The 25,510-nt window shown below is 69.0% G+C and carries 26 protein-coding genes and 1 CRISPR repeat array; of the genes, 8 read left to right on the forward strand and 18 right to left on the reverse strand.

Annotated features, from left to right (window positions below; genetic code table 11):
- Window positions 1–397 precede the first annotated feature (397 nt).
- Complete coding sequence (locus ACWGKS_RS07350; protein ID WP_358504830.1) at window positions 398–1,051, reverse strand: class I SAM-dependent DNA methyltransferase; 654 nt, start codon at window positions 1,049–1,051, stop codon at window positions 398–400.
- 39 nt (window positions 1,052–1,090) lie between these two features.
- Window positions 1,091–1,516, reverse strand: a complete 426-nt coding sequence (locus ACWGKS_RS07355; protein ID WP_452455133.1) for a MarR family winged helix-turn-helix transcriptional regulator — start codon at window positions 1,514–1,516, stop codon at window positions 1,091–1,093.
- A 75-nt stretch (window positions 1,517–1,591) separates the two neighbouring features.
- Here ACWGKS_RS07355 and ACWGKS_RS07360 point away from each other — a divergent pair, with 75 nt between their 5' ends.
- Complete coding sequence (locus ACWGKS_RS07360) at window positions 1,592–2,020, forward strand: PaaI family thioesterase (protein WP_452455132.1); 429 nt, start codon at window positions 1,592–1,594, stop codon at window positions 2,018–2,020.
- Window positions 2,021–2,147: 127 nt separating this feature from the next.
- Here ACWGKS_RS07360 and ACWGKS_RS07365 read toward each other — a convergent pair whose 3' ends face one another.
- Window positions 2,148–2,453 (reverse strand): 4a-hydroxytetrahydrobiopterin dehydratase, encoded by a 306-nt coding sequence (locus ACWGKS_RS07365; RefSeq protein ID WP_358504821.1) that lies wholly within the window; start codon window positions 2,451–2,453, stop codon window positions 2,148–2,150.
- A 695-nt stretch (window positions 2,454–3,148) separates the two neighbouring features.
- Between ACWGKS_RS07365 and ACWGKS_RS07370 the strand changes: the two genes are divergently transcribed.
- Complete coding sequence (locus ACWGKS_RS07370; RefSeq protein WP_452522056.1) at window positions 3,149–3,520, forward strand: DUF742 domain-containing protein; 372 nt, start codon at window positions 3,149–3,151, stop codon at window positions 3,518–3,520.
- A 161-nt stretch (window positions 3,521–3,681) separates the two neighbouring features.
- Here ACWGKS_RS07370 and ACWGKS_RS07375 read toward each other — a convergent pair whose 3' ends face one another.
- Entirely contained in the window at window positions 3,682–5,640 is a 1,959-nt protein-coding gene (locus ACWGKS_RS07375; RefSeq protein WP_358504815.1) for an AfsR/SARP family transcriptional regulator, read from the reverse strand.
- A gap of 126 nt (window positions 5,641–5,766) precedes the next feature.
- On the opposite strand from ACWGKS_RS07375, the gene ACWGKS_RS07380 reads away from it, so the two are divergent.
- On the forward strand, window positions 5,767–6,645 hold the full coding sequence (locus ACWGKS_RS07380) for an alpha/beta fold hydrolase (RefSeq protein ID WP_358504811.1): 879 nt from the start codon (window positions 5,767–5,769) through the stop codon (window positions 6,643–6,645).
- Between the two features lie 32 nt (window positions 6,646–6,677).
- On the opposite strand, the gene ACWGKS_RS07385 is transcribed toward ACWGKS_RS07380, so the two are convergent.
- From ACWGKS_RS07385 to ACWGKS_RS07395, 3 genes are read right to left on the reverse strand one after another with little or no spacing between them, the layout of a single operon-like run.
- Window positions 6,678–7,490 carry an ABC transporter ATP-binding protein gene (locus tag ACWGKS_RS07385; RefSeq protein WP_358504808.1) on the reverse strand — a complete coding sequence of 271 codons (813 nt, stop codon included), beginning with the start codon at window positions 7,488–7,490 and terminating at the stop codon, window positions 6,678–6,680.
- A gap of 52 nt (window positions 7,491–7,542) precedes the next feature.
- The gene (locus ACWGKS_RS07390) at window positions 7,543–8,634 is read right to left on the reverse strand and encodes a FecCD family ABC transporter permease (RefSeq protein ID WP_452455129.1); all 1,092 of its coding nucleotides are present in this window, start codon (window positions 8,632–8,634) and stop codon (window positions 7,543–7,545) included.
- Window positions 8,631–9,665, reverse strand: a complete 1,035-nt coding sequence (locus tag ACWGKS_RS07395; RefSeq protein ID WP_358504802.1) for a FecCD family ABC transporter permease — start codon at window positions 9,663–9,665, stop codon at window positions 8,631–8,633. Before ACWGKS_RS07395 ends, ACWGKS_RS07390 begins: the two co-directional genes overlap by 4 nt.
- Before the next feature lie 162 nt (window positions 9,666–9,827).
- Between ACWGKS_RS07395 and ACWGKS_RS07400 the strand changes: the two genes are divergently transcribed.
- Window positions 9,828–10,841 (forward strand): iron-siderophore ABC transporter substrate-binding protein, encoded by a 1,014-nt coding sequence (locus ACWGKS_RS07400; RefSeq protein WP_358504799.1) that lies wholly within the window; start codon window positions 9,828–9,830, stop codon window positions 10,839–10,841.
- 257 nt (window positions 10,842–11,098) lie between these two features.
- Here ACWGKS_RS07400 and ACWGKS_RS07405 read toward each other — a convergent pair whose 3' ends face one another.
- The 9 genes from ACWGKS_RS07405 to ACWGKS_RS07445 form a co-directional block, all read right to left on the reverse strand.
- A complete protein-coding gene (locus ACWGKS_RS07405; RefSeq protein WP_358504796.1) occupies window positions 11,099–11,953 on the reverse strand; it encodes a class I SAM-dependent methyltransferase in 855 nt (284 codons plus the stop codon).
- Between the two features lie 123 nt (window positions 11,954–12,076).
- Window positions 12,077–14,068, reverse strand: coding sequence for a heavy metal translocating P-type ATPase (locus ACWGKS_RS07410; RefSeq protein WP_358504793.1), 1,992 nt, complete (start codon window positions 14,066–14,068; stop codon window positions 12,077–12,079).
- Complete coding sequence (locus ACWGKS_RS07415) at window positions 14,061–14,441, reverse strand: ArsR/SmtB family transcription factor (protein WP_358504790.1); 381 nt, start codon at window positions 14,439–14,441, stop codon at window positions 14,061–14,063. Before ACWGKS_RS07415 ends, ACWGKS_RS07410 begins: the two co-directional genes overlap by 8 nt.
- A gap of 256 nt (window positions 14,442–14,697) precedes the next feature.
- A complete protein-coding gene (locus tag ACWGKS_RS07420; RefSeq protein WP_358504787.1) occupies window positions 14,698–15,210 on the reverse strand; it encodes a GNAT family N-acetyltransferase in 513 nt (170 codons plus the stop codon).
- Between the two features lie 24 nt (window positions 15,211–15,234).
- Window positions 15,235–16,002, reverse strand: coding sequence for a sulfite exporter TauE/SafE family protein (locus ACWGKS_RS07425; RefSeq protein WP_452522061.1), 768 nt, complete (start codon window positions 16,000–16,002; stop codon window positions 15,235–15,237).
- A gap of 337 nt (window positions 16,003–16,339) precedes the next feature.
- Window positions 16,340–16,972 (reverse strand): alpha/beta hydrolase, encoded by a 633-nt coding sequence (locus ACWGKS_RS07430; RefSeq protein WP_358504781.1) that lies wholly within the window; start codon window positions 16,970–16,972, stop codon window positions 16,340–16,342.
- Window positions 16,969–17,919, reverse strand: coding sequence for a ring-cleaving dioxygenase (locus tag ACWGKS_RS07435; RefSeq protein ID WP_358504778.1), 951 nt, complete (start codon window positions 17,917–17,919; stop codon window positions 16,969–16,971). Before ACWGKS_RS07435 ends, ACWGKS_RS07430 begins: the two co-directional genes overlap by 4 nt.
- Before the next feature lie 550 nt (window positions 17,920–18,469).
- Window positions 18,470–18,724: a DUF397 domain-containing protein gene (locus ACWGKS_RS07440; RefSeq protein WP_452522064.1), complete on the reverse strand. Its 255-nt coding sequence runs from the start codon at window positions 18,722–18,724 to the stop codon at window positions 18,470–18,472.
- Window positions 18,724–19,572, reverse strand: a complete 849-nt coding sequence (locus ACWGKS_RS07445) for a helix-turn-helix domain-containing protein (RefSeq protein WP_452522066.1) — start codon at window positions 19,570–19,572, stop codon at window positions 18,724–18,726. The genes ACWGKS_RS07440 and ACWGKS_RS07445 overlap by 1 nt, the downstream gene beginning before the upstream one ends.
- A 212-nt stretch (window positions 19,573–19,784) precedes the next feature.
- Here ACWGKS_RS07445 and ACWGKS_RS07450 point away from each other — a divergent pair, with 212 nt between their 5' ends.
- The 3 genes from ACWGKS_RS07450 (at window position 19,785) to ACWGKS_RS07460 (ending at window position 21,371) form a co-directional block, all read left to right on the forward strand.
- Window positions 19,785–20,159 (forward strand): hypothetical protein, encoded by a 375-nt coding sequence (locus tag ACWGKS_RS07450; protein WP_452522068.1) that lies wholly within the window; start codon window positions 19,785–19,787, stop codon window positions 20,157–20,159.
- Between the two features lie 109 nt (window positions 20,160–20,268).
- The gene (locus ACWGKS_RS07455) at window positions 20,269–20,724 is read left to right on the forward strand and encodes a GNAT family N-acetyltransferase (protein ID WP_452522070.1); all 456 of its coding nucleotides are present in this window, start codon (window positions 20,269–20,271) and stop codon (window positions 20,722–20,724) included.
- A 170-nt stretch (window positions 20,725–20,894) separates the two neighbouring features.
- Window positions 20,895–21,371, forward strand: coding sequence for a GNAT family N-acetyltransferase (locus ACWGKS_RS07460; protein WP_358504771.1), 477 nt, complete (start codon window positions 20,895–20,897; stop codon window positions 21,369–21,371).
- A gap of 142 nt (window positions 21,372–21,513) precedes the next feature.
- Here ACWGKS_RS07460 and ACWGKS_RS07465 read toward each other — a convergent pair whose 3' ends face one another.
- Window positions 21,514–22,050 (reverse strand): class IV adenylate cyclase, encoded by a 537-nt coding sequence (locus ACWGKS_RS07465; protein WP_358504768.1) that lies wholly within the window; start codon window positions 22,048–22,050, stop codon window positions 21,514–21,516.
- A 141-nt stretch (window positions 22,051–22,191) separates the two neighbouring features.
- A CRISPR array of direct repeats spans window positions 22,192–22,647; the repeat unit is 29 nt; unit sequence CGGTCCATCCCCGCGTGCGCGGGGCTCAC.
- 158 nt (window positions 22,648–22,805) lie between these two features.
- Window positions 22,806–24,089 carry a hypothetical protein gene (locus ACWGKS_RS07470; protein ID WP_452522072.1) on the reverse strand — a complete coding sequence of 428 codons (1,284 nt, stop codon included), beginning with the start codon at window positions 24,087–24,089 and terminating at the stop codon, window positions 22,806–22,808.
- A 367-nt stretch (window positions 24,090–24,456) separates the two neighbouring features.
- Between ACWGKS_RS07470 and ACWGKS_RS07475 the strand changes: the two genes are divergently transcribed.
- Window positions 24,457–25,482, forward strand: a complete 1,026-nt coding sequence (locus ACWGKS_RS07475; RefSeq protein WP_452455123.1) for a methyltransferase — start codon at window positions 24,457–24,459, stop codon at window positions 25,480–25,482.
- The last annotated feature ends 28 nt before the right edge of the window (window positions 25,483–25,510 follow it).

Here is a 25,510-nt window from a genome sequence, read left to right on the forward strand (position 1 = left end):
CTCAGGCCGCGCGCACAACCCCCGTAGGCGCCCGGCCCCACACCCGCCTCAGACGACCCGGGACCAATCGGCCGTTACGGCCGCCCCCTTGATCCCCGGGGTGCGCAGGTGCTCACCCAATCCCCTACCCGATCCCTCGCCGGTAAACATCCCCACCCCGGAAATACTCACAACCCACCACCCGTTACACCCACTACAGGCAGATGCGGTAGCAAGTGTCCCCCGGGCGCCATACACCGCCTTCGCGGAATACCACGCCCCTCGCGGGCGGTTCGGAATCGCGTCGCGCAACCCGCCGCGAGGCGACCACCGCATTTGTCCGGCACACGCCACGGCCCCGTCGAGCAACAGCTCGCCGGGGCCGTTCCCATTCCCACCCGGCCGCGCCCGACACCGCTCACGTGCTCGGATGCTCCTTGCGGCACAACAGATGCGCCTGGGCGAACCCGCGTCGAGCATCCTCACGCCCGGCCAGGACGCAGCGGGCCACCTCCACTATCCCCGCCTCACGCAACGGCGCCAACACATGGTCGACGCCATAGCGGTAGGCCGTGGCCACCTGGTGATCGAAGACCTCCACCGGCCCGGTAGGGTCCTCCTGACTCTGGAAGGACACCAACAGGTGCCCACCACCGGCCAGGACACGCACCATCTGAGCCAGGACACCGGGCAGCCGTTCAGGCGGGGTATGGATGATCGAGTACGAGGACAACACCCCCGCCACGGAACCGCCCACCAGCGGCAGCTCCTCCAACCGTCCCACCACGAACCCCCCGGACGGGCAGCCGTCGCCGGCCAGGACCAACGCCTTCGGCGCCAGGTCCACACCCACCACCGCCAACCCCCGCCGCACCAGGTGAGCGCTGATGTGCCCGGGCCCACAACCGGCGTCCAAAACCGTCCCACCACCGGAGGAACGCACCATGTCCGCGAACGCGTCGACCATGGCCCGATGCAACGGATCCACCGCGAAGGCCGAACCCGCGTGCTCCGCGTAGAGTTCGGCGACCTCGTCATAGGCACGGGAAACGGACAGAGCGTCTTCGGTCATGGGAACCGATCCTAAGGACCCCAAGGACACCCCGATCCCTCAGGGCTCCCAAAGGGCCAACCTCCGCAGAGCCTCCACCGCCCCATCGAACCCCTCCTCCCCCAACAGCGCCCGCGCCTCGGTGTTGAACCGATCGATCTCCGGTCGGGCGGCGGCCAGACTCTCCTCCCCCGCCGAGGTCAGTCTCAGCACCACCGCACGATACTGAGCGGGGTGGGTGTCCTTGGTGACCAGTCCGGCCTTGGTCAGCCGTGCCACCAGGGAGGTGATGGCGGACTCGCCCGATCCCAGGGTGCGAGCGAGCTCTTGCTGGGTGATGCCGGGGCGGTCGCGCAGGGCGAACAGGGCCCCGAGTTGGGCGGTGGTGACGCCTGCGGCTTCCAGACAGCGACGGTCGGCGTCGGTGCGCAGTCGGTGCGCGGCTCGTTGCAGGAGGAAGTACAGGCGCTGATCGGGTTCGGCCATGGGTCGAATCTTGACAGAGGCTCCTGGTTCGCGAGAACCTCACTTCACTATCAAAGTGAGAGCCGAGGGGACCCCATGAACGACGCCGGTCTGGAGTTCGCCCAAAAGATCCTGGCGGAACAGCCCTTCAGCGGCCTGATCGGCGCCCGCCTGACGGCCTTCGGTGACGCGGAGGCCATCCTGGAACTGGACATCCGCGAGGACCTGCTCCAACAGAACGGATACCTGCACGGCGGGGTCCTGAGCTACGCGGCCGACAACACGCTCACCTTCGCAGCGGGAACCGTGGCCGGCGCCTCGGTCCTCACCACCGGCTTTACCATCGACTACCTGCGCCCCGCGACCGGAACCGTGCTGCGCTCCCATGGCCGGGTCGTGCGTTCGGGCCGTAGCCGCGTGGTCTGCCGGTGCGATCTGTTCGCGGTGGACGAGGAAGGCGTCGAGACGCTGTGCGCCGTGGCTCAGGGCACGATCTCGGTGATCCCGCCCTCGAACGGCTCTTGAGCCCTCCCCCGACGAAGACCACCCACGCGTCGAAAGGCCGGCGGTCACGGCCTCGCTGGCCCGATGACCGGCCGCCGGCACCGGGCCGACCCTGCGCCGGACCAACGAGGGCCGACGCCCCGCGGGGTCAGTCCGAGGGGACCGTCGCCGCCACCAGCTCATCGATCCGAGCCGCCAGGGCCATGTCCTTGTCGGTGACCGCACCCTCCGAATGGGTGCTCAGGCTCAGCCGCACCGTGTTGTAGCGGATGTCGATGTCGGGATGGTGCTCGGCCTGCTCTGCGGCCTGGGCCACTTCACTCACCAGGGCGATCGCACCAAGGAAGTCCGGCAGGCTCACCGTGCGGTGGATCGAGACCGTCTCCGGATCCCACTCCCACTCCGTGAGCCGCTCCAGACCTTCCCTGATCTGTTCGTCATCGAGCCGGACCATGACTCCCCCTTCGGGGTTGGGTGCCGCTTGAGATGCCAATCCGTGATTGGCCGGTTCCGGCCGGTACCTACCCGAGCCGGACCCCACCATCACCCCCATTCCGCCCACGAAGAAGCCCTTTTGTGTCGGTGCGGCGAAGCCGCTCGATCAATGTTTGTGGAGGTGAGTCAATACCGAACCCACGCCTTTACGACGTAGATTAATAAGTGTGTGAATGGAGGGGTGTGCCAGGAACCCCTTCCAGCTCGCGAAAACCCCAACCCCACAGCCGGATCCGGACACCCACCGCCCCTTGCCAAACCCCCACGGCGGGGGTTGGCTCGATGTGGTCATCCCCCTCCCTCCACTCCACTCCGCCCCCCACCCGCGGCCCCCGGCCACGCCCACCACTCCCCGAAGGGCACGCCCCCGCCCCACCCTGCTCACCCTGCGGGCACTGTTCGCCACCACCAGCGAACGCGGCGACCAGACCATCGACGCCCTCTCCCCCACCGCGCTCCCTGACCCCCTCACGCGCATCCGCGAACCCCTCGATCAGACGGAAGGACGATGCCGATGTCGGCGAGCGCCACAGCGCGGGGCCAGGCCCTGGACAGGGAGGATTCGACCACCCGGTCGGGCAGGTCGATGAACGCTCCGATGGAACGGGACGGCCCGCACCCGTCGACTCTCACCCGTGTGGAAGGCGGGAGCAGATGAGTCCGTCACCGCATCGGAACCAGGGGTGGTCGGCCGAATCGAGCCTGATCCGCCCCTATTCACTCACCGGGGGCCGCACCCGCCCCACCCGCGCGGACCTGGCTCTGAGCACCCAGGTGGTGGCGGTGCCGTCGGTGGAGCCGACCGAGCTGGACCCGGAACTGGAGACGATCCTGGCGCTGTGCGTGCGCCCGGTGTCGGTGGCCGAGGTGTCGGCCCGTTCGGGGTTCGCACCAGGGGTGCTGCGGGTGTTGCTGTCGGATCTGGCGGACCAGGGACGGGTGATGGTGCACTCCTCCGCCCAGGGGACACACCGACCCGACGCCGAAACCCTGCGTTCGGTGTTGGCCCGCATCAAGGAACTGTGACGCGGGCGGAGAGCGCCTTTCGGCACCGGACACGCTCAGGGTCGTGGCGGGCGGGACCACCTTGGTCCCGGCATCGGACGTGCTGGTGGAGCCGCGAGGGCCTGCACCCGGTCCGGGCGGGTGAGCACGCGGAGCACTTCCACGCGCGGGGCACTCCGGGATCAGAGGGCGCCTTCGATGCGCTCCAACAGGTCGGTGACCGGACCCGCGGTGAACAGCCCGCTCTGGGCCCCGGCGTGCTCACCGCGAGCCGGTGTCAGGGCGGTGTGGGCGCGGTGCAGTGCGGCCCGGTGGTCCAGGGTCAGGGCGGCGTGGGCGATGAGCGCCCAGTGGGCCTCCATGAGCAACCCCGGGTCGGGGTCGGTGAACCGGTCCAGGACTTGGGCGGCTTCCTGGGTCCGGTCCTGGGCGAGCAGCCGCAAGGGGAGCACCCAGGGCGTGTGCGGCCCCCACTCGGCGCCCGGTTCCTCTTGCCAGGGCAGGCCATGACGCAGCCGCAGGCAAGCCATGGCCAGGGCCCGCAGCCCTTGTTCCAGGCCGGGCATACCGGCCGTGGTGGTGCGTTCGGCCGCCTCCCGGTAGGCGTGGGCCACCTGTTCGGGGTCCTGGCCTCGCAGGTCCAGGCGTAGTGCCCGGTACCAGGTCGTGAAGACCTCCACCAAGGGGCGTTCGTGGCGGTGGGCCAACCCTTCGACCACTTCGGCGTGGTGATCGGCGCGCTCGACGTCGGCGAGTGCCGCGCCGGTCTGTATCCCGATCAGGCGCCCCAGGATCTCGAAGGATTCCGAACCCTGGCGGGCGCAGACTCGGACCAGTTCGTCGCCGACGCGTCCCCGTTCGGTGGCCAGTCCGGTGCGGTGGAAGGTCTGCATCCATCGGCCGTTGAGCGCGAACGCCAACGGGGCCGGGTCTCCCGATTCCCGGGCCAGGCCCTCGGCCTCGGACGCGGCCTGGTGTGGGCGTGGGGAGCGTGTTCCGCGTGATTCCAGGGCGATGGTGGTGAGCAGGCGGGAGCGGGTGGCCGGGTGCGCGTTCGGGCCCAGTCCGGTCAGGGTGTCCTCGGCGGCGGCCACCACGTGGGCGGCCTGGTCGGGGTCGTCGGAGCGGGTCCAGTTGGCGGGCACGTCGAAGGCGCCGATCACGCGGGCGGTGAGTTCGGGGTCGCCCAGTTCCCGGGCGGCGTCGATGGCCTGCACGCGGCGTTGTCGGGCGCCGACCAGTCCTTCGGGGCCGGTCAGGGCCAGGGAGCGCAGGAGGCCCACGGTGGATTCCAGGCGGGCTCGGGGGCCGGGGGCGGCCCGGTAGGCGCGGGCGGTGCTGTGCCAGAGCTCGTCGACCACGTTGGTGGGTTGTTCGGGTGGGTCGAGGTGGTCGGCCTGGTGGAGGATGTCGTGTTCGAGGCGGCGCAGGGCGCGTCCGGGGTCCAGGCCCAGGTCGTGGGCGAGCAGGGTGCGGGCGCGGCGTAGGACCTGGAGTGCCTCGCCTTGGCGGCCGGCGCGGTAGAGGGCGGTGGCCAGGAGTTGCCAGGCCTGTTCGCGCCAGGGGTGGTCGGCCAGGTGGGCGTCCAGGTCGGCGATGGCCCGGGCGGTGTGGCCGGTGTCCAGGTGGGCGTGGGCCAGGGTCTCCACGGCGTGGAGTCGTAGTTGGCTCAGGCGGGCGCGTTCGGCCTTGGCCCAGGTGGTGTGGGCGACGTCGGTGTAGGCGGGGCCGCGCCATAGTCGCAGGGCCTGTTCCAGGGTGTGTGCGGCCTGGTGGGGGTCGGTGGTGGAGCGTGCGCGGGTCAGGTCGGATTCGAAGGTGTGGGCGTCCACCGCGCGGGTGCGTAGCGCGTATCCGGGGCCTTGGGTGATGAGCAGGGTCGGTGGGGTGCGTGGGGTGCGGTCGGGTTCCAGGGACCGGCGTAGGGCGGCGACGAAGGTGCGTAGGGCCCCGATCGCGTTCGTGGGTGGGTCCTGGTCCTCCCACAGGTCTTCGACCAGTACGTTCACCGGGACGACGCGGCCGTGGGCGATGGTCAGTCGGGCCAGGAGTTGGCGGTGTCGGGGTCCTTTGAGCGGTAGGTCGTGGCCGTGGTCGTCCCAGGCCCGTATCGGCCCCAGTACTCCCAGGCGTGTGGTCACCGGCTCTCCCCCGTCTTCCTTGCCCTGTCCGGGCAGGGGTCACGGTATCGCGTGCTCATCGGTTGCTCATCGGGGGCCGACAGGCTGGTCTCATCCGCTTTTCGGTTCTTGGAGAGGAAGCTTCGCATGTCGAGTGTCATCACCGGTTTGGAGTACCGCCGTGTCCCGGTGGCCGAGGGTGTGTCGTTGAACGTGGCGGTGGGCGGGTCGGGGCCGGCCGTGGTGCTGTTGCACGGTTTCCCGCAGACGCACCTGATGTGGCGGCACGTGGTCGCCGATCTGGTCGGGGACCACACCGTGATCTGTCCGGACCTGCGCGGGTACGGGGACAGTGATCACCCCATCGAGAGTGGGCCCGATACCTATTCCAACCGCACCATAGCCGCGGACGTGGTGGCTGTGGCCCGTGCGTTGGGGCATGAGCGTTTCGCGTTGGCCGGGCACGACCGGGGCGCGCTGGTGGGTATCCGGGCCGGGCTGGACCACCCTGAGGCGGTCACCCATCTGGCCGTGTTGGACGTGCTGCCCGTACCGGAGATGTGGGAGGCGTTGCGGGGCGTGCAGGGGGCGGTGGGCTTTCACCTGTACCTGATGGCGCAGCCGCCCGGTCTGCCCGAGGCGATGATCCAGGCCGCTCCGGAGGAGTTCTTCGGACATTTCCTGGACCTGTGGGCGAACTCGCCCGAGGCGATCCCCGCCCCGGTGCGTCGCGCCTATCTGCGGGCGTGCGCGGGTGCGGTGCCCTCGATCGTGGCCGACTACCGTGCCTCGGCCGGGATCGACCTGGAACACGACCTGGCCGACCGTGAGGCCGGGAACCGGTTGGGCATGCCGGTGACCGTGTTGCAGCAGGACTGGGGCGCCGCCCTGGGCTATGACGCCGCCGCGCTGTGGGGGCGCTGGGCCAAGGACCTGCGCCACGACACGGTGGGTTGCGGTCACTTCATGGCCGAGGAGGATCCCGGCCTGGTCGTTGAGGAGTTGCGCGCCCTGCTGCGGCGCTGACTCCTGGGCCGACCCCGCGCCGCAGGCCCCTTTCACCCGTGGTCTCGTCGTACTCCGCGCCGGTCCAGCGGCACGATCATCGGGGTGTCGGTCTCGGGGTCGGCGATGATGCGCACGGGCAGGCCGAAGACCTTCTCCACCAGGTCGGCGGTGACCACGGTGGCCGGGTCGCCTTCGGCCACGATCGCGCCGTCCTGCATCACGATCAGGTGGGTGGCGTAGCGGCAGGCGTGGTTGAGGTCGTGCAGCACGGCCACCAGGGTGTGGCCCTGTTCGGTGTGCAGGTCCGCGCACAGGTCCAGCATGTCCATCTGGTGGGCGATGTCGAGGTAGGTGGTGGGCTCGTCCAGCAGCAGCAGTGGGGTCTGTTGGGCCAGCACCATCGCCAGCCACACCCTTTGGCGTTGGCCACCGGAGAGTTCGTCCACCGAGCGGTCGGCCAGGGCGGTCACTCCGGTGGATTCCATGGCCTGGGTCACCACCGCCTCGTCCTGGGCCGACCACTGGCGTAGGAAGCTCTGGTGTGGGAAGCGTCCGCGGGCCACCAGGTCGGCCACGCCGATCCCGTCGGGGGCGATGGAGGTCTGGGGCAGCAGCCCCAGGCGGCGCGCCACCTCCTTGGCCGGGTAGGAGCCGATGACCTGTCCGTCCAGTAGGACGTTTCCCTGCGAGGGTTTGAGCGTGCGTGAGAGGGCCCGCAGCAGCGTCGACTTGCCGCAGGCGTTGGGGCCCACGATGACGGTGAAGGAGTTGTCGGGGATGGTGACGGCCAGCTCGCGTGAGATGACCCGTTGGTCGTAGGCGAGGGTCAGGTCTTGGCCGGTCAGGCGGGTCTGGTCGTTCATCGTCGCTCTCTTCGCGGTGCGCGGGACGTCAAAGGGGTTCGGGGCGGGCGGTTCAGGCGCGGCCGCTGCGCCATTCGGTGTACAGCAACCAGATCAGGTAGCTGCCGCCGATGACGGCGGTGACCACACCCACCGGTAGTTGGGTGGGTGCCAGGGCGCGCATGGCCACCAGGTCGGCGAGTACGAGCAGGGTGGCGCCCATGAGCGCCGCGCCGATCAGTGTGGTGCCGCCGGTGCGGGTCAGGCGTCGGGCCAGTTGGGGGGCGGCCAGGGCCACGAAACCGATGGGTCCGGCCACCGCGATGGCCGCGCCGGTCAGTGCGCTGGCGGCGGCCAGGGCGATGACCTGGGTGGAGCGGGTGTTCACTCCCAGGCCTTGGGCGGCGTCCTCGCCCAGTTCCATGAACCGCAGGCGTTGGCCCACCGCGAACAGCACCGGGGCCAGGAGGGCGAAGCCGATCCAGACGGCGGCGACCTCGCCCCAGCCGCGTCCGTTGAGGCTGCCGATCATCCAGATCTGTGCGCCCAGGGCGTCGGTGAGTTCGGCGCGGGTCAGGAGGTAGTCGCGGACCGAGGCCAGCATGGCCGACACGCCGATTCCGACCAGTACCAGTCGGTAGCCCTGTACTCCGTTCTTCATTGCCAGCAGGTAGACCACGGCGGCGGTGATCAGGCCGCCGGCGACGGCTCCCAGGGAGACCACCAGGCGGCTCGAGCCCAGGACGAGGATGGCGAAGACGGCGCCGGTGGCCGCCCCGGAGGTGAAGCCGATGATGTCGGGGCTGCCCAGGGCGTTGCGCGAGAGGCTTTGGAAGACCGCGCCGGCGATGCCCAGGGCGGCGCCCACTCCGATCGCGGTCAGGGCGCGGGGCAGGCGCAGGCCTTGGACGAAGAACACGTCCAGGCGTTCGCCGTAGCCCATCAGGGCGCCGGGTACCGCCGACAGGGGGATCTCGTAGTCGCCGACGGTCACCGAGACCACCAGGGTGGTCACGCTCACCAGGGCCAGGACCAGGCACACGATCAGGGTGCGCGGGCGTAGGAGGAACGACAGGCGTTCGCCCTTGCTGCGCCAGGCCACGGTGCCGTGCGGGCGGGTGTGGGTGTGCTCGTCGGAGCGTGGTGGGGCCAGGGTCTTGTTCACAGTTGGGCCATCTTTCTACTGCGGACCAGGGCGATGAACAGGGGTGCGCCCACGAAGGCGGTGATGATGCCGACCTCCAGTTCGGAGCCGGGCAGGATGACGCGCCCCACGGTGTCGGCCGCGGTGAGCAGGATCGCGCCCAGGACGGCGGAGTAGGGCAGCATCCAACGTTGGTCGGGTCCGGTGATGACCCGGGCGGCGTGCGGGATGATCAGGCCGACGAACCAGATGGGTCCGGCCGCGGCTGTGGCGGCTCCGCACAGCAGGATGACGGCCACGGCGGTGCCGGCGCGGATCAGGGGGATGCGGGCGCCCAGGGTGGCGGCCAGGTCGTCGCCCAGGGCGATCGCGTTCAGGGAGGGGCCCAGGGCCAGGGTGAGCACGATGCCCGCGACCAGGAAGGGGGCGACCTGCCAGAACAGGTCGAGGTCGCGTCCGGTGAGGGAGCCCACCTGCCAGAAGCGGATGCGGTCGAACACGAAGTCGTTGAGGACGATGACCCCGTAGATCAGCCCTTGGAGGACGGCGGCCAGGGCGGTGCCGGCCAGGGCCAGACGGACCGGGGTGGCGCTGGCGCGTCCGCGTGAGCCCAGGGCGTAGACGGCCACGGCGGCCAGGGCGGCGCCGATGAAGGCGGGCCAGACCAGCCCGGAGCCGCTGAGGCCGAACAGGAACACGGCGATGACCACGGCGGCCGCGGCCCCGGAGTTGATGCCCAGGATGCCGGGTTCGGCCAGTGGGTTGCGGGTCAGGGCCTGCATGAGGGCGCCGGCCATGCCCAGGGCGGCGCCCACGAACACACCGATGATGGTGCGGGGTACGCGCAGGGTGCGGATGACGTCGTGGTCGTAGCCGCCGTTGTAGGCGGTCAGGGCGGTCCAGACGTCGGCGGCGGGGATGGGTTTGGCTCCCACGGTGACGCTGAGCAGTGCGCACACGGCCAGGGCCGCCAGGGCGACGATGAGACCGATGGGGCGGATCACGCGTCGGGTGAGGGTGGGGCGCGTTGGTGTGGGCGCGCGCAGGGCCACGGCTTCCCCGTTCTGGTGCGGGTACGGATGGTGGTTGTGGGGGGAATGATGGCGCCGGCGGTGCCGACGTCGCATCGTACGGCACCGGGGAAACCCGGACGAACACCACTGAGACAGGTTAGCCTTACCTACGTCATGTTCGCACGGAAGGGTCCCCCAACGATGTCGCACACGCGTCCCCTGCTCGTCTTGGCCTGCCTGCCCCTGGTTGGGGTGCTCGCACTGACCGGGTGCGGGCCCGGCTCCGACGAGACCGGTTCCCGGGATTCGGAGGGTGGGGACACCCGGACCGTGGAGGGGGCCAACGGTCAGGTGGAGATCCCCGCCGAGCCCGAGCGCGTGGCCGTGCTGTGGCGTCCCACCCTGGCCGCGGTCACCGGTCTGGGGCACGAGGTGGTGGGCACCATGGGCACCCCGGGTTCGGCCGACCAGGGGTTGGCGCCGTTCCTGCCCGCCGACGTCGACGGTGGTGGGTTGACGCTGGTCACCAACTCCCCTGTGGAGGACGACGTCAACATCGAGGAGTTGGCCACCGCCGAACCGGATCTGATCATCGGTGTGGACACCCCGATGGGTTCGCAGGCCCAGATGTTGGATTCGTTGGAGGCGATCGCCCCCACCGTGCTGTTGGAGTGGGAGGGCACCGGTTCCTGGCGCGGGCATCTGGAGGAGGTCGCCGAGGTCCTGGACGCCCGGGAGGCGGCCGAGGAGGCGTTGGGCGCCTATGACAGCGCCATCGAGGAGGCGCGTGCCCGGATCGAGGAGGCGGGTGTGGAGCCGGCCGGGACCGAGGTGTCGCTGGTGCGGTTGCAGGACCAGACGGAGATCCGGTTGGAGACTCCGGCGTCCTTCCCCGGTCAGGTCATCGACGACCTGGGGTTCGCCCGGCCCGAGACCCAGTTGGAGGCCGAGGGCGAGACCGACTTCATCTCACGCAGTTACGAGAACCTGGAGCAGGGCGATGGCGATGTCGTGTTCGTCATGGCCGGGTCCGGTTTCGCCGAAGCTCCGGACACCTTCACCGACGGGGTGTGGTCGAACCTGGACGCGGTGCGAAAGGAGCAGGTCTATCGGGTGGACCACGACTTTTGGGGTGCGGCCAACCACCACGGCGCTCACCGCATCGTCGAGGACGTCACCGCGGCCTTGACGGGTGAGAGGGACCCGGCGGTGTAGGCGTGCTCGTGCCGAAGCTCCGGCGAGCCGGAGGGTGGCTGGATTTCCCGAGGTCACGGATCAGGTATGGACCTACCGGTGACCGCGTGTCCTTCCGTGGCCGCGTGCCCTGTCGGTCCCCCGGCAGCCACGGATCCGGGAGTACCCCTCGTACGCCGGGACCGGACGGCATCGGTGTCGGGGGCGCGCGCGGCCTGTTCGTCGGCCGGTGGGGGTCGACCCCTGCATCCTGTGGCGCTCGCTGATCGACCCTGGTGTCAGGTGCGACGGGCGGACCAGACGGTGCGTTCGGTGCGTACCGTCAGGTCGTCGCGACGCAGCACGCTGTGCGGACCGCTGGTGTCCAGGAGCCGGTCGAGGGCGGTGAGGTCCTCGGGGGAGATCCTGTCGGCGATGACACCGCGGAGGCGTCGCAGGACGCCGAGGGCGTAGCGGCCGATCGCCTCGTTGCGGTCGCCTTCGATGTCGACGGCGACGGTGCGTTCGCCCTCTACCGTGAAGCCGGCGGCGGTCAGCATCGGCCCCCAATCGGCGCCGCGGTCAGGCATGTGTTCGCGCTGGAGACGGTCGGCCGCGGCGTGGACGCGCTCTTCGAGGCCGGGCCGGTCCTTCGGCTCGTTCTCGGGCAGAAAGCGCGGGTGGCCGTCCAGTTCCACGACGGCGAACAGGCCACCGGGCGCGAGCGCGTGGTGGACGTTGCCCAGCGCGCGGTCGGGTCGGGCCATGTGGTGCATCGAGGCCGACGCCCACACCAGGTCCGGTGAGCCGAGGTCGGGCCAGGCGGGTTCGTCGAGGTCGGCCTGTACCGTGCGCACGCGGCCCTGGACGCCGAGGGCGCACGCCTTGGTGCGCAGGCGCTGAAGGTGTTCGGTGGAGGAGTCGACGGCGGTGACGTGCGCGTCGGGGAAGCGGTCCAGGAGGGCGAAGGTGCCCGTACCGGTACCGCAGCCCAGATCCACGATGTGGTGTGGGGCGGTCTCCATCGGCAGCCAGGCGGTGATGGAGGCGATGTGCTCGGCGAGGACCTCGGCGTCCAGGTCCAGGATTTCCGCCTGGACCTCGGTGTCGGTCCCATGCGCCTGGTGTGCGGTGTGGGCGTGTGCGTGGTTCATGCCCGGCACCCTAGGACGGACATGCGTTTTAAGCACGTCTTCTTGCCGTTCGCGCAAAAGGTCGGGTGGGCGTACTGCCCGACACGCATCCCCGCTGCTCAGGCCCGCGACCTCTCGTGCTCCTCATCGAAACGTCTGGCGGCTCGCCGTGGCTTCACGATCTCGCCGCGCCGCGCGCATGGGCGGCGTCGGGGCGAGGGCGGTGCCCAGGTGGCGGGTGCGTCCGGCGCGGATGCCGTTGCCGATGACCACGACCTCGGCCACCTCGTGCACGAGTACGACCGCGGCCAGGCCCAGGACACCGAACAGGGCCAGGGGCATCAGGGTGATGATGATGGCCAGCGACAGCCCCACGCTCTGCCACATGATCGCCCGGGAGCGGCGGGCGTGCGCCAGCGCCCGGGGCAGGTGGCGCAGGTCCTCTCCCATCAGTGCCACGTCCGCGGTCTCGATGGCCACGTCGGTACCCATCGCGCCCATGGCGATGCCCAGGTCGGCGGTGGCCAGGGCGGGGGCGTCGTTGACCCCGTCCCCCACCATCGCGACAGGTCCGTGTTCGCGGAGTCGGCCGATGAGACGGGACTTGTCCTCCGGGCGCAGGTCGGCGTGCACATCCCCGGGGTCGATGCCCGCCTGTGCCGCCAGGGCGGCGGCGGTGGCCGGGTTGTCGCCGGTGAGCATCGCCACCCGGTAGCCCGCGCCGCGCAGCGCGGAGACGACCTCCACCGCTTCGGGACGCAGTTCGTCGCGCACCGCGATGGCGCCCAGCAGGGTGCCGTCCTCCTCGATCAGGACGGCGGTGGCACCCGCGTTCTGCATCCGTTCCACGTCCTGGGCCACAGGGGCGGGGTCGATCCAGCCCGGGCGGCCCAGCCGCACGCGGCGGCCGTTCAGGACACCGGTGAGTCCGGCGCCGGTGACCGCTTCGACCTGCTCGGCCCGTTCGGGTGCGGGGGCGGCGGCCAGGATCGCGGCCGCGAGCGGGTGTTCGCTGCGCTCCTCCAGCGCGGCGGCCACCGCCAGCACCCGCTCGACGGTGTGTCCGGGAGCCGGGAGGGTCTCGATGACGGCGGGGCGGTTGCGGGTCAGGGTGCCGGTCTTGTCCAGCGCCACGGACCTGACGCGGCCCATGGCCTCCAGGGCGGCCCCGCCCTTGACCAGGACGCCGTGCTTGGAAGCGGCGCCGATCGCGGCGACGACGGTGACGGGAACGGAGATGGCCAACGCGCACGGGGAGGCGGCCACCAGCACGACCAGGGCGCGTTCGATCCAGGTCAGGGGATCACCGAACAGGGACCCCAGGGCGGCGATGAGCACGGCGGCGACCATCACCCCGGGCACCAGTGGCTTGGCGATCGTGTCGGCCAGGCGCTGTCCGGCGCCCTTGCGGGCCTGTTCGGCCTCCACGATGGACACGATGCGGGCCAGGGAGTTGTCGGCGGCGGTGGAGGTGACGGTGACCTCCACCGCGCGGGTGCCGTTGATGGACCCGGCGAACACCTCGTCCCCGGGGCCGGCCTCCACGGGAACCGACTCGCCGGTGATGGCGGAGGTGTCCAGGCTGGTGTGTCCGACGGCGATACGACCGTCGGTGGCCAGGCGTTCGCCGGGGCGTACCACCAGTGTGTCGCCCACGGCCAACTCGGCCGGGTCGACGGTGTGCTCCACGCCGTCGCGCAGTACGCGAGCCTGGTCGGGGACCAGGTCCAGCAGGGCGCGCAGGCTGCGCCGGGTGCGGGCCACGGAGTACTCCTCCAGCCCCTCGGCGATGGTGTAGAGCACGGCCAGCATCGCGGCCTCGCCCACCTCGCCCAACAGCACCGCGCCCACGGCGGCGATGGTCATCAGCGTGCCCACGCCGATCCTGCCCTGGGCCAGGAGACGCAGTGTGGAGGGCACGAACGTCCACCCCGCGACGGCCAGCGCGGCTGTCTTGAGCGCCGGCCCTACCAGGTCGGGGGTTGCGGCCCAGGTAGCGCCGTAGCCGGCCACCAGGAGCAGCGCGGCCACGGCGGCGAAGCGGATCTCACCTACCTGCCACAGCGTTTCCGGCTCGTGCTCCTCGGTTTCTTCTCCAGGGCGGGGTTGTGCGTCCCCGCAGCATGCGTCACTCACCGAGCATCTCCGCCGTGGTGCTGTCGGTCCCGTAGTTGGGGCACAGCGCGACCGCGTTGCCGGTCGCGGCCAGGAGCGTCTCGGCCGCCGCGAGCACGTCCAGCAGTTCGGGGCGGGCCAGGGAGTAGAACACCTGCCGCCCCTGGGGGCGACCCTGGACCAGGTGGCAGTCGCGCAGGCACGCCACATGCGCCGAGACCGTGGACTGGGCCAGTCCCAGCTGGGCCACCAGGTCGGCCACCCGCGCCTCGCCCTGGGCCAGGCGGCGCACGATGGCCAGCCGGGTGCCGTCGGAGAGGCTGTGGAAGAGGGCTTCGGCGGCGCCCACGCCCGCGGTCGTGGCGAGACATCCATCCGTGTCATTGATCGTCATTCGGCGATCATATCTGACTTGGACGATAATGAAGGTACGGGATCGGCCAGACCACCTCCCCACCACGACCCGCACCCGCTGATCGCCACCACCTGAACCGTCCTGAAGCGGAGACCTTTCGTGGCGCCGAACGCACTCGTCCCCCACCTGCTCGACCTCACCCCGGCTTTCGGGGTGCGCGCCCCGGGCGGGCGTGCGTAGGCGCCGATTTCTCGGGGGCGCCCGCACAGGGGGTGAGGGGCCGAGGAGGGGCCGGTCAAGCGGTGCGGGCCACCGGCTTCTCGTAGCGCATGACCGGGTGCCAGGCCAGGTGTTCGGCGAAGGACATCCGGCCTCGGGCCCGGTAGCCCAGACGCTCGTAGTAGGCGCACAATGCGGGGTTGGCGGCCACACAGTCCAACCGCACCAGAGCGCACCCGGCGCGGGCGGCCCTGGCCTCGACCCAGGCGAGCAACCCCTCCCCCAGTCGCCGACCGGCGGCCCGGTGGTCGACCATGAGTCCGTGGACGTAACGGGCCGGCTCAGGCCCGGGTTCGGGCCACACCTGCGGGTCGGACTCCAACACGCGCACGGCCGCCACCAGGAAGTCCTCCTCCAGCACCCACCACTGGCCGCGCTCGATCTGAGCCCTTACCTGTGCGGGAGCGACCTCCCCGGGGGCCCACTGGTCGATCCCGCCTCGTCGCAGTCGCCGGGCGTGGTCGTCTCGCAGGTGGGCGATCGGGGTGGAGTGCTCGGCTCGGGCGGGCACGGGCCTCATTGCGGTCATGGGTCTCCTGGTGAGGGGTGCGGGTCAGGCGAAGACGTCCCATCCCATGCGTACCAGCAGCGCCAGCACCACCACGAGCAGAACGATCCGGATGAACCCGGCGCCACGTTGTAGCGCCATGCGTGCGCCGACCTGCGCGCCGATGATGGTGCACACCGCCAGCCCCAGGCCCAGCGGCCAGTTGATGTGCCCGCCCAGGGCGAAGACCACCAGAGCGCCGGTGTTGGTGCACACGTTGACGATCTTGGCCGCGGCGGAGGCGTGCAGGAAGTCCATGCCCAGCACCGCGGTGAAGGCGATGATGAGGAATACGCCGGTGCCGGGGCCGATGAGCCCGTCGTAGAAGCTCACGCCCAGACCGGCCAGGGCCAGGACGGCCAGGATTCGGTTGCGGGTGCGCAGCGCCGGATCGGGGCTGGTGCCCATGGTCGGGCGGAAGACGACCAGCAGCGCCACTCCGGCCAGGACGACCATGATGACGGGTTTGAGGACGTCGGCGGTCAGCGCGGTGGCCAGGGCCGCGCCCAGCCCCGACCCGAGAAGGGCCAGGGCGGCGGTGGGCACGATGATCCGGCGGTCGAGTCGGACCCTGCGGGCATAGGCCACCGCGGCGGAGACGGTGCCGAAGACCGCGCCGAGCTTGTTGGTGCCCAGCAGGGTGGCCAGGGGTGTGGTGGGGGCGGCGACCATCATGGCGGGCAGTAGGAGCAGGCCTCCTCCCCCGACCACGGCGTCGACCCATCCGGCGGCGACGGCGGCCAGCAACAGCAGGCCCAGGATCTCGGGTTCCATCAGCGGACCTGTGGCGCAAGAGAGGGGATCATGGGCTCTTCTCAGGGGCGGGGAAGGGGACGCGTGCCAATCTAGACGGCCTGACCGACCGCTTTGTCAGCGGACCTGGTTGATTGTCCCTTTCGATGGCCGATAGCACGGGAGTGCCCTCGGCACCCAAGGTGTCGGATGCCGACGGTTCGTTATGGGCCATGAAGGGGTGGTCGAGTCCTGTGAGTGAACAGAACGCCCACCTTGACGTTGTAGATTCATCAGAGGGTATGAAGAAGCGGTGACGTCCAGGTACAGGGAACGCCACCGCCGTTCGATGAGGGCCCGAGGGACGGGCCCTCAGGTCCTAGAAGGCCGCCTGCGCGAACCAATCCCGAGCCCGCGCGACCACCGACTGCGGCAACTGGTGTCCCCCGGGGTGCTCCTCGGCGCGCACGTTCGCGCCCCGCTCCCCCAGTTGGGCGGCCACCAGCCGCGCCTGATCGATCGTGGTGATCGGGTCGGTGACGCCGCTGCCCAGGAAAACCCGGGTCCCCGACAGGTCCACCGGATCGGGTTCGCGCCCCTGCAACGGAGCACCGCCGGCGAACAGCGCCGCCCCCGCCACCAGCCCCGGGTGCAGCAACAGCAGCCCCGCGCCGGTGTTGGCGCCGTTGGAGAAACCGCTCACCACGATCCGCTTCGGGTCCAGGTCGTAGGTGAGGGTGGCGGCCTTGACGAACTCGGCCAGCTCGGCGGTGCGCTCGATCAGGTCCTCGACGTCGAAGACACCCTCGCGCAGGCGACGGAACCAACGGTTCATGCCGTTCTCGCTGACCTTGCCGCGCGGTGAGAGCAGCGCGGCGCCCGGGGCCAGGGCACGGCCCAGCGGCAACAGGTCGTGCTCGTCGGCACCGGTGCCGTGCAGCAGCAACAGTGTGGGCTCGTCCGGAGCGGTGGCCGGCTCGAAGACGTGGACGAAGTCCTCGGTGGTGGTCACCGGGGCACCTCCAGGTGGGGCAGGTTCGCGGCGATCTGGTCCTGGCGGGGCTGCAGCCACGGCGGCAGCTTCAACGAACGGCCCAGTTCCAGCAGGGGTTCGTCGTAGTCGAAGCCGGGGCCGTCGGTGGCGATCTCCAACAGCACCCCGCCCGGTTCGCGGAAGTAGATCGAGGTGAAGTAGCTGCGGTCGCGGATCTCGGTGACCCCCACCCCGTCATCGGCCAGGCGCTGACGCCAGGCGTCCTGGACGGGGGTGTCGGGGGCTCGGTAGGCGACGTGGTGGACGGTGCCGGCGGCGACCAGGCCGCGCTCGGCCTTGGGATCGGCCAACACGTCGACGATGGTGCCCACTCCGTCACCGGAGTCGTTGGTGTGGAAGCGCATCCGGCCGCCGCTCTCGCTGTGCAGCCGAAAACCCAGCTGATCGCCGAGCATCCGTGCGGTGCCGTCGGCGTCCTGTTCGGTCAGGGTGACGGCGCGGATGCCGCGAATGGCGTGGTCGGTGGGGACCGCTCCCCCGTCCCAGGGGTCGGTGTCGTGGTGGTCGGCGCTCGCGGCCAGTTCGATGAGCAGGCCGTCGGGGTCGCGCAGGCTCAGCACGTCCTCGTCGGTGCGCTCGGTGGGACTGGTGAAGGGGATGTCGAGCGCGGAGAGGTGGTCGGCCCACCAGCCCAGGGAACCTTCGGGGACGGAGAAGGTCGTGGTGGTGGCCTGCCCCGCGCCGATCCTGCCCTTGGGCGCGTCCGGCCAGGGGAAGAAGGTCATGATGGTGCCGGGGTTACCGGCGCGGTCGCCGTAGTACAGGTGGTAGGTCTCGGGGGAGTCGAAGTTGACGGTGCGCTTGACCAGGCGCATGCCCAGGACGTTGAGGTAGAAGTCGGCGTTGGCCTGGGGGTCGCTCGCGATGGCGGTCACGTGGTGGATGCCTGCGGGGCGCACGTCCATGAACCTTCATCCTCTCCTGAGTCGGTCGATCACTCGCTCCAACAAGTTGAATCTTAAACTAATTCCGGACCGATGTCTGCCCCCTCGACACTGCGATTCGCCCCGTTTTGCCAGAGAACGACCGACCCGACCTGCGGACAGGACCGACCCAGGACCGCCGATACGTCGGCCGAACCTCCGATTCCGGCTTATCGGCCGCGTGAGAGCACAAGAGATTCGGACGTGCATCCGCGAACCATCGACCTTTCCACGTCTCGGTGCCATCTGGATGCCGAGACATGCGAAGGTTCGGGCGTCGCCCGGGTCGGAGCCGGCGGAAGAGGTACTACCGGCCAGGTCCGGCACATGGACAGGCCACTCCCCCGCCGCGGAAGGAACCGGCATTCGGCCTGCGACAAATCGTCGACATCGATGTGCCCGCCCAGGCGTTCGGCGAGAACAACCAGACGACCAGGGGTTGGGCGGCTGGGAGCGGCTACCGGAACACGTCTGAGGCGGCTACCGAGTGTGGGGTGGCCGCCTCAGAGAACATCTGTGGAGTGGGGGCGCCTCAGCGGGTGGCACTGCCCAGCAAAGCGGCCCACTCCGAAGAGGGGAAGGAGAGGTAGCCCAGTTCACGCTGGGTGGAATCGCGAACGGCGAAGCCCTGAGGTTCACCCAAGAAGGGACCGGCTTCAACGCAACTGCGCCCACCGTCGGGACTGTAGCTGCTGATGTGCCAACCCACCTCGACACACTGGCCACCACTGTCAGAGCTGTAACTACTGGTGCGCCAACCCGTAACGGTCGACGTGTCCCGGTTCATTACAGATTCCTCTCCAGTGCCGCGATGAATGCGACCGAGTTCTCAGGGCTCAAGCTCATCTCACTCAGCCGATCATACGAATTGGCCTGTTGAAGAGCTTCGCCGGACTCCATGTAGAAGCCACCGGCCGGGCTCACAGCATAGGCGATAAGGGGAAACGGGTCCGTCATGTGGATAAGCCGGAAACCTCCGTCAGGACTCACCAGCGCTCCGGCCTCGAAAGGGACCACCCGGATCTCGATGTTGGGGCGTTCCACTCGGTTGAGCAAGTGCCGGTACTGGTCACGCATCACCGTTCGGCCGCCGACGATGCGACGGAGAGCTGCTTCTTCCATCACGATCTCCAGTCGTACGGCGTTCTCACCTTCCAAGATCTTCTGACGTGACATCCTGAGCTCGACGCCTCGTTCGATCTGAGCAGGTGAATCATGTGGGTTGGCCGCACGAAAGAGCGCTTCTGCGTACGCGGGTGTTTGTACCAGCCCGTTGATAGGTGTGACATCGAAGGCCTGTATCCGCTCGGCGCGACTCTCCAACCACATGTAGTCGACGAACCAGTCGGTGACCTCGGAGGAGTACTTCTCCCACCAGCCGGTCTTGCTGATCTCATTGGCGAGCTTGAGCAGTGCAGAACGCTGCTGTTCGCCCTCGACTCCGTAGAGGTCCATCAAGGCCAGCACCTCGGGCTCGCGGACAGGCAAGGCGCCCGACTCGAACTTGCTGATGGCGGAGAAGCTTCGCTGTAGGTACTCGGCCGCGTCGGTCAGCTTGAGGCCGTTCTGCTCACGCAGCTCCCTCAGCATCTTCCCCAACCATTGCGCGCGCAGGGTCGGCTTCCGCTTGGGCATCCGGGCCTCCTCCAAGAGGTCTGGGAAAATTGTACTTACAGCTTGACTTCTACTTTGATTCAGCCCACCCTAGCAGTAAGTGATACAGGTCTCACCTGGGGCGATCACACCAGGTAGTGCCTTCCCACTGACACAAAAGCAGCCGCCCGGGGTGGGAACTGAGATTGGACCCTCTCCCCCTACCTCGGGCGGCCTGACAGGACGGAGTATCGATGACCGACATCCACGTCCCTCCTCCCATTGTTCCCCAGGGGTGGGACGAAATCGACACCTCCATCGACGGCGAGACGCCGACCGCCCTCGACGATGAGCAGTTCCGGCGGTACTGCCTGACCATCCGCGACCTGCTGCGCGCTGCCGGTCTGCGGGTTCGTGACTACGACCGGGGCACCCCGGACATCCTGAACGTCGACGACGGGGACCTGGACATGCAGATCCAGCTGGACCGGTACCGGGCGGCCGACATCGAGATCCATCTGGGCGAGGCCCTTCCTGACACCGGAACCTGTGTGCGGACCGCGAGCCGAATGGTGCGTCTGTTCGAGCTCGCCCGTGCGTTCGACCAAGCCAGGGAGCGGATGACCTGATCCATCTCCGATTCGCTCGCCCGGGACCCCACCTCACCCCTTCGGGTGGGGTTTTCCGAATCGGTTGCGCCTACTTGGCACACACGGCCGGTGGCGGGAGCATGGGGGTATGGACATGGTGGTGCGTGACGCCGTCCCGGGCGATGGGCCCGGGATCGCCACGCTGATCACCAAGGAGGCTCCGCACTTCGACCTGCAGGGTTACCCCGAGAACCTGTGGCCGGACTACCTGGTCGTGCTGGTCGCGGAGCGAGGCGGTCACATCGTCGGCTGGTTGGAGGGAATCCTCGACGGAGAGTACGAGGGTCCAGGGGCTCCGGCCCCTCCCCCGCACGGGTACATCTTGGCGATCGTCGTCGACGAGGAACAGCGCCACCACGGGATCGGCGGAGATCTCATCGAGAAGTTCATGGAAGAGGCCCTCGCGGCGAAGGTCGAGTGGGTCTTCCTCATCCCCGAAGGGGGCGAGGGCTACGAGGACCGCGTCCGTTTCTTCATCCACGCCGGATTCACCCCCACGGAAGTGCTGGACGAGAAACGCCTGATCATGGCCCGCTGGACCTGAGGCGGCAGCACCCACTACAGACACCCCTACAACGCATGGCCTCCGGCGACTTGGAGAACCTGCCCGGTGATCCAACGGGCCTGTTGCGACATGGTGGTGGCGTTCCAAGGATTCGTGCGGGAATAGCTGAGAGGGCTCTCGTGCCGGCGCATCTGCGCCAGGATGAAGCCATGAACGACATCGCTATTCGCTCGGTTCGGTCTAACGAATTAGCTGCTGTCGCCGGGCTGCGATGGCGGTGGATGCAGGAGCTCTACGGAACTCCCAACACCACGCTGGAGGAGTTCGTTCCCCGATTCGTGGCGTGGGCCCGGGAGAGCGAGTCCTCCCATCGGTGCATGGTGCTGGTCCGCGGAGATGCGGTCATCGGGATGGCCTGGCTGGCGATCACACAGCGTGTGCCGCTTCCGCGTGCGTTCGAGCGGATGTCCGGTGATGTGCAGTGCGTGTACGTCGCGCCGGACGAGCGCGACCGTGGCCTGGGCGGTGAGCTGATCGAGACAGTCTTGGCGTGGGCGAGTGAACTGGGACTTGAGCGGGTGACGGTGCACTCCAGCGACAGGGCGGTTTCGGCGTACTCCCGTCATGGGTTCGCGGTTTCTCCGCGGCTGCTCCAGATCAAGGTTGAACAAGGCCAGATGGGATGAGACCCCCGCAAGCTGATGTCCGAGGCACGATGCTGACCACGCTGCCCCATTCACGGAGGGGAGGGCCTGGTCAAGATGTTGCGCAGGCGCCGTTCAACGCCTGCGCGCTGGGTCGCGCCCGGTCTGCCAACGGGCCGGCTCTTCAGGTGAGATCCGGGCGTACGAGGATGTCGTAGGTGTCATTGGTGCGCTCCATCTCGACCCCGAGCCGGCGGGCCCACTCGTCCAGTTCCGATTGGGCTTGAAGGCCGTCCCGGTCATCATCGACCACCAGTTCCAGCTCCAGGAACGTGCCGGCGCCCTCGACGATGTCGACGCACACCCCCATCGCTCCCGAACGGCCGGTGCGACGTTCTTTGACGATGCGGACCGTGGGCTCGTACCCCAGCGCCAACAGGGCGCCGTGCATCTGTTCATGATCAGCCACCGCGGTTTCGTGCTCGGTGCACTCCATGGCGTTGGCCAGTGGGGTCTTGGTGGTCAGCAGGTGGGTGTTGTCCTGGGTTCGCAGACGGGCGAAGGTGAATCCGATCTTGCCTTGGTCGGGGGTCCACCCGGCCAGGGCGTAGGCCTGATCATCCTGAAAGACCGGGTCGCCCATGGCCACCTCGGCGGACTTCAACGCTGCCAGCACGGCCTCTGTATCGACCACCTTGTACTTGGTCTCGATCTCCCGCACCACAAAGCCCCTCACGTCTGGCTGCTCTTGGTCCCGTGGAGCGTACCGGCGTGCGCCTCGCAACATGCCAGGTTCGCCGACCTTGAGAGCGAACCTGGGCACACGAAACTCGCACCTGGTCTCGACCCCTGGCATGCGGATCGGCCCATCCCCGCGTGCACGGGGCTCACGAGGCTGGGCTCGCTTCCACCGACGCCGACATCGGTTCATCCCCGCGTGCGCGGGGCTCACCAGCAGACCGAGATCTACGAGTACAACACCGTCGGTCCATCCCCGCGTGCGCGGGGCTCACCTGGGCGACTCGCTCCAGCCGACGATGGACCGCGGTCCATCCCCGCGTGCGCGGGGCTCACCGGGGTGTCGAAGATGGCCGCGTAGGCCTCGACGGTCCATCCCCGCGTGCGCGGGGCTCACTCCCGCACGTCGAAGCGGCGGCGTCCGTTGAGCGGTCCATCCCCGCGTGCGCGGGGCTCACCAACGCCCTGCACCACTACCGCAACCTCACCGCGGTCCATCCCCGCGTGCGCGGGGCTCACAGGTGGTGTGCTGCAAGAGGTCCCCCCGAGGTCGGTCCATCCCCGCGTGCGCGGGGCTCACAGTTAATGACCTGCAACGACGCGGAGCGTTACTTCCGCGTTATCAGTCATACGAAGGCCTGAGCATTCCGAGCATACGGAGGTCTACGCCCCTCGCCAAGGTGAGGCCTCGGGAGCATCATCCAGGCCCGTTACGGCCGGACGTGCGCGGGGCCGGGGTCACGTTGCGGTCTCCCATATCCGGCTGGGATGGCAACGTGGGCAGGGGCCGAGGTCCTCATGGGCCTCGGTCTGTGGGTTGAAGCGAATGACGTGTCGGCGCTGTTCGTGACAGGAGCGGTCCCCACAATGTTCGGGCGGTGCGGGTGCGGTATCCGGTAGGGCATCGTCGAGCACACCCATCAGGGCGCCGGCCGGTTCGTCCAAAACGGCGAAGGGTTCAGTGCCAGGAAGATCCTCACACCTGTGGCAGCGGGTGCGCAGTCCGGTGGCGTCGGTGGCCAGAGTGATACCGGGGTGGACCGTGCACGTGGGCGGTGCGCCCGCCCGGGTGAAGGGATCTCTGTCGGCCATCGGGTCCGGTTCTCGGCGCGGGTGAGGGACCTTGGGCGTTGAAGGACCGGGCAGGCCGCCAGGGGTGCGGTTGCGGGCGACCCAGATCGGCAGCGCCTCAACGAGGTGGGCCGGGCGGCAACGGGTGGACAGGACCGCGTACAGCGACATCGTGGTGTCGTGGTCCGACCGCAGCCACTCCAGGAGTTCGGTGGGGCCCACGCGGTCATCGGCCAGCTCCTCGACGGCCCGGAGCGCGGCGGGCAGATGTTCCAGGACCAGGCGGCGATGTTGCCAGGGTTGGAGCCCCAGGCCGGTCTCCTCGGCGATCTGGGGGATGACGGTGCGTTCCAGTAGACCGCCCCGGTCGGGGGCGGGACGTTCGGCGTCGGGGACGCCCCACTGGTCGCCGTCGGCGTCGGTGGTGGGGAGCTCGCTCGCGCGCGCCCGCGCGTCCTCCTCCCCCTCCCCTTGTTCTTGTGTCTTGGTCTTCTTGTGGTTGGTCTTCTTAGGGGTGCGATTTTCCTCTGGTGGGTCATCCAACTCTGGAAAATCGCACTTAGGCTCTGACCTGCTGTTTCGCAGCAGGACGAGGGCCTTTCCCTCCAGGGAGCGGGCGAGCTCGGCGACTCGTTCCGGCAGGGACTCGGGATCGTCGGTGATCACCCAGTAGGCACCACCGAGGCACCCCAATTCGTCGCGGACCCGGTAACGGCGCAGGTAGCCGGCGGCTTCGAGTTCCTTGAGTCCGGAGCGGATCGCGGCCGTACCACCCGGGGAGTTGGCGATGAGCTGCCCCAAGCCGATGCCCCACCCTTCACGGTGCGAGGCGATGAAGATGAGGAGACCACGGGCCTTGTAGGACAGGCGTTTGTCACGGACCGCGGCGTTGAGCACCCTGGTGAATCGATCGCCACCGAAGCTGCCTCGGACGATGGTCGCGTAGCTCACGGCGTCACCTCCGGAAAGAGGTGGAACGTGAGGGTGACACGCGAAGCGACCCCCCGGCTTCGGGCGCGGGACGCTGTAGGCTTAGGATGCACTCCCAGCCGCCTTCCTGGTTGTCTCAGGTTGGTGGTCAGAGCCCGTTCGGTGTTGGTAGCACCGGGCGGGCTCGCTTTTTTTCGAGTTGTGGGGGTCAGCCTAGCCTGAGCGAACCCGTGTTCGGGGACAGAAGAAGAACCTGATCACGATCGCTTCGGCCGACCCCGAAACCAGGTGCGGGGCCGGGACCCCTCTCTCACGAAAGACCTCACGCCACACCCTTCGAACTGGCATCGTCACCTTCCGTGACAATGGAACCACCGAAGGGAATCTTGTGGAGCGCCCGGACACCACCCTGCCCGCACGAACCGACCGGCCCCTGGCCAGGATCGTCTCCTCCGCGATGTTGATGCACGCCGTGGCCGCACTGATCGAGCTCGGTGCCGTCGAAGAATTGGCCTGCTCCCCGCGCCCCCTCGACGAAGTGGCGCGGGAGCTCGGTGTCCCCGAGGAACGTCTGCTGATCCTCGTGCGCGCGGCACTCGCGGCCGGACTGATCGAGGAACCCCACCCAGGTGTGTTCGCCTTGAGTCCTGCGGGCGATCACCTGCGTATCGACGACCCCCAAGGGCTGCGGGACCTGTTCCGCATGTGCACGCACGGCGACTTCTTCCAGGCCTGGACTCGTCTGGGCCACTCGGTGAGTTCGGGCCGCTCGGCCTTCGCCATCCACACCGGTCAGGAGCTGTTCGCCTACCTGAGTGAGCGGGAGGCGGCCGCCGCAGTGTTCAACCGGGCCATGAACTCCTCCGCCCTGGCCGCGCCGTTGCTGCGCGAGATCGATCTGTCGGAAACCAAAACGGTGGTGGATCTGGGCGGTGGTGAGGGCGCCACGATCGCGGCCGTGCTGCGCGCGTGCCCGTCTGCGCGGGGAATCCTCTTCGACCTTCCGCACGTGGTGGAGGGCGCTCCTCCACTTCTCCGTGAGGCGGGGGTCGAGGATCGGTGCTCGGTCATGGGTGGCGACTTCTTCGAGGGGGTGCCCCGGGGCGCGGACGTGTATCTCGCGGCGCGGGTGATGCAGAACTGGGCCGATCCCGACGCCGCACTGATCCTGGGCAACGTTCGGGAGGCGATGGGGTCGGCCTCGCGCTTGTTGATCGTGGGTCACCTCCCAGAGCGGGAGCGACCGAGCGAGTTCCTGGAGGCCATGAGTCTGAGCATGTTCGTGCTCTATGGGGCTCCGTTGCGCACCCGTGAACAGTACGAGGCGCTCTTCGCCTCGGTGGGCTTGTCCCTGCACGAGGTGCGTCGGGTTCCGGACGGTGAGTCGATCATGGACGTGCGTCCGGTGTCGTGACCGAGCCGGGGCCCCGACAGGTGTCGGG

It is taken from the genome of Nocardiopsis sp. NPDC055879 (genome assembly GCF_053615935.1).

Excerpts from the sequence above, each read along its gene's own strand:
- ACWGKS_RS07450 (WP_452522068.1), top strand. The coding sequence starts at position 19,785 with ATGACCGACATCCACGTCCCTCCTCCCATTGTTCCCCAGGGGTGGGAC.
- ACWGKS_RS07435 (WP_358504778.1), bottom strand. The coding sequence starts at position 17,919 with ATGGACGTGCGCCCCGCAGGCATCCACCACGTGACCGCCATCGCGAGC.
- ACWGKS_RS07365 (WP_358504821.1), bottom strand. The coding sequence starts at position 2,453 with ATGGTCCGGCTCGATGACGAACAGATCAGGGAAGGTCTGGAGCGGCTC.
- ACWGKS_RS07405 (WP_358504796.1), bottom strand. The coding sequence starts at position 11,953 with ATGAACCACGCACACGCCCACACCGCACACCAGGCGCATGGGACCGAC.
- ACWGKS_RS07455 (WP_452522070.1), top strand. The coding sequence starts at position 20,269 with ATGGACATGGTGGTGCGTGACGCCGTCCCGGGCGATGGGCCCGGGATC.
- ACWGKS_RS07425 (WP_452522061.1), bottom strand. The coding sequence starts at position 16,002 with ATGGAACCCGAGATCCTGGGCCTGCTGTTGCTGGCCGCCGTCGCCGCC.
- ACWGKS_RS07370 (WP_452522056.1), top strand. The coding sequence starts at position 3,149 with ATGAGTCCGTCACCGCATCGGAACCAGGGGTGGTCGGCCGAATCGAGC.
- ACWGKS_RS07440 (WP_452522064.1), bottom strand. The coding sequence starts at position 18,724 with ATGAACCGGGACACGTCGACCGTTACGGGTTGGCGCACCAGTAGTTAC.
- ACWGKS_RS07380 (WP_358504811.1), top strand. The coding sequence starts at position 5,767 with ATGTCGAGTGTCATCACCGGTTTGGAGTACCGCCGTGTCCCGGTGGCC.
- ACWGKS_RS07355 (WP_452455133.1), bottom strand. The coding sequence starts at position 1,516 with ATGGCCGAACCCGATCAGCGCCTGTACTTCCTCCTGCAACGAGCCGCG.
- ACWGKS_RS07385 (WP_358504808.1), bottom strand. The coding sequence starts at position 7,490 with ATGAACGACCAGACCCGCCTGACCGGCCAAGACCTGACCCTCGCCTAC.
- ACWGKS_RS07400 (WP_358504799.1), top strand. The coding sequence starts at position 9,828 with ATGTCGCACACGCGTCCCCTGCTCGTCTTGGCCTGCCTGCCCCTGGTT.
- ACWGKS_RS07460 (WP_358504771.1), top strand. The coding sequence starts at position 20,895 with ATGAACGACATCGCTATTCGCTCGGTTCGGTCTAACGAATTAGCTGCT.
- ACWGKS_RS07415 (WP_358504790.1), bottom strand. The coding sequence starts at position 14,441 with ATGACGATCAATGACACGGATGGATGTCTCGCCACGACCGCGGGCGTG.
- ACWGKS_RS07350 (WP_358504830.1), bottom strand. The coding sequence starts at position 1,051 with ATGACCGAAGACGCTCTGTCCGTTTCCCGTGCCTATGACGAGGTCGCC.
- ACWGKS_RS07445 (WP_452522066.1), bottom strand. The coding sequence starts at position 19,572 with ATGCCCAAGCGGAAGCCGACCCTGCGCGCGCAATGGTTGGGGAAGATG.
- ACWGKS_RS07360 (WP_452455132.1), top strand. The coding sequence starts at position 1,592 with ATGAACGACGCCGGTCTGGAGTTCGCCCAAAAGATCCTGGCGGAACAG.
- ACWGKS_RS07420 (WP_358504787.1), bottom strand. The coding sequence starts at position 15,210 with ATGACCGCAATGAGGCCCGTGCCCGCCCGAGCCGAGCACTCCACCCCG.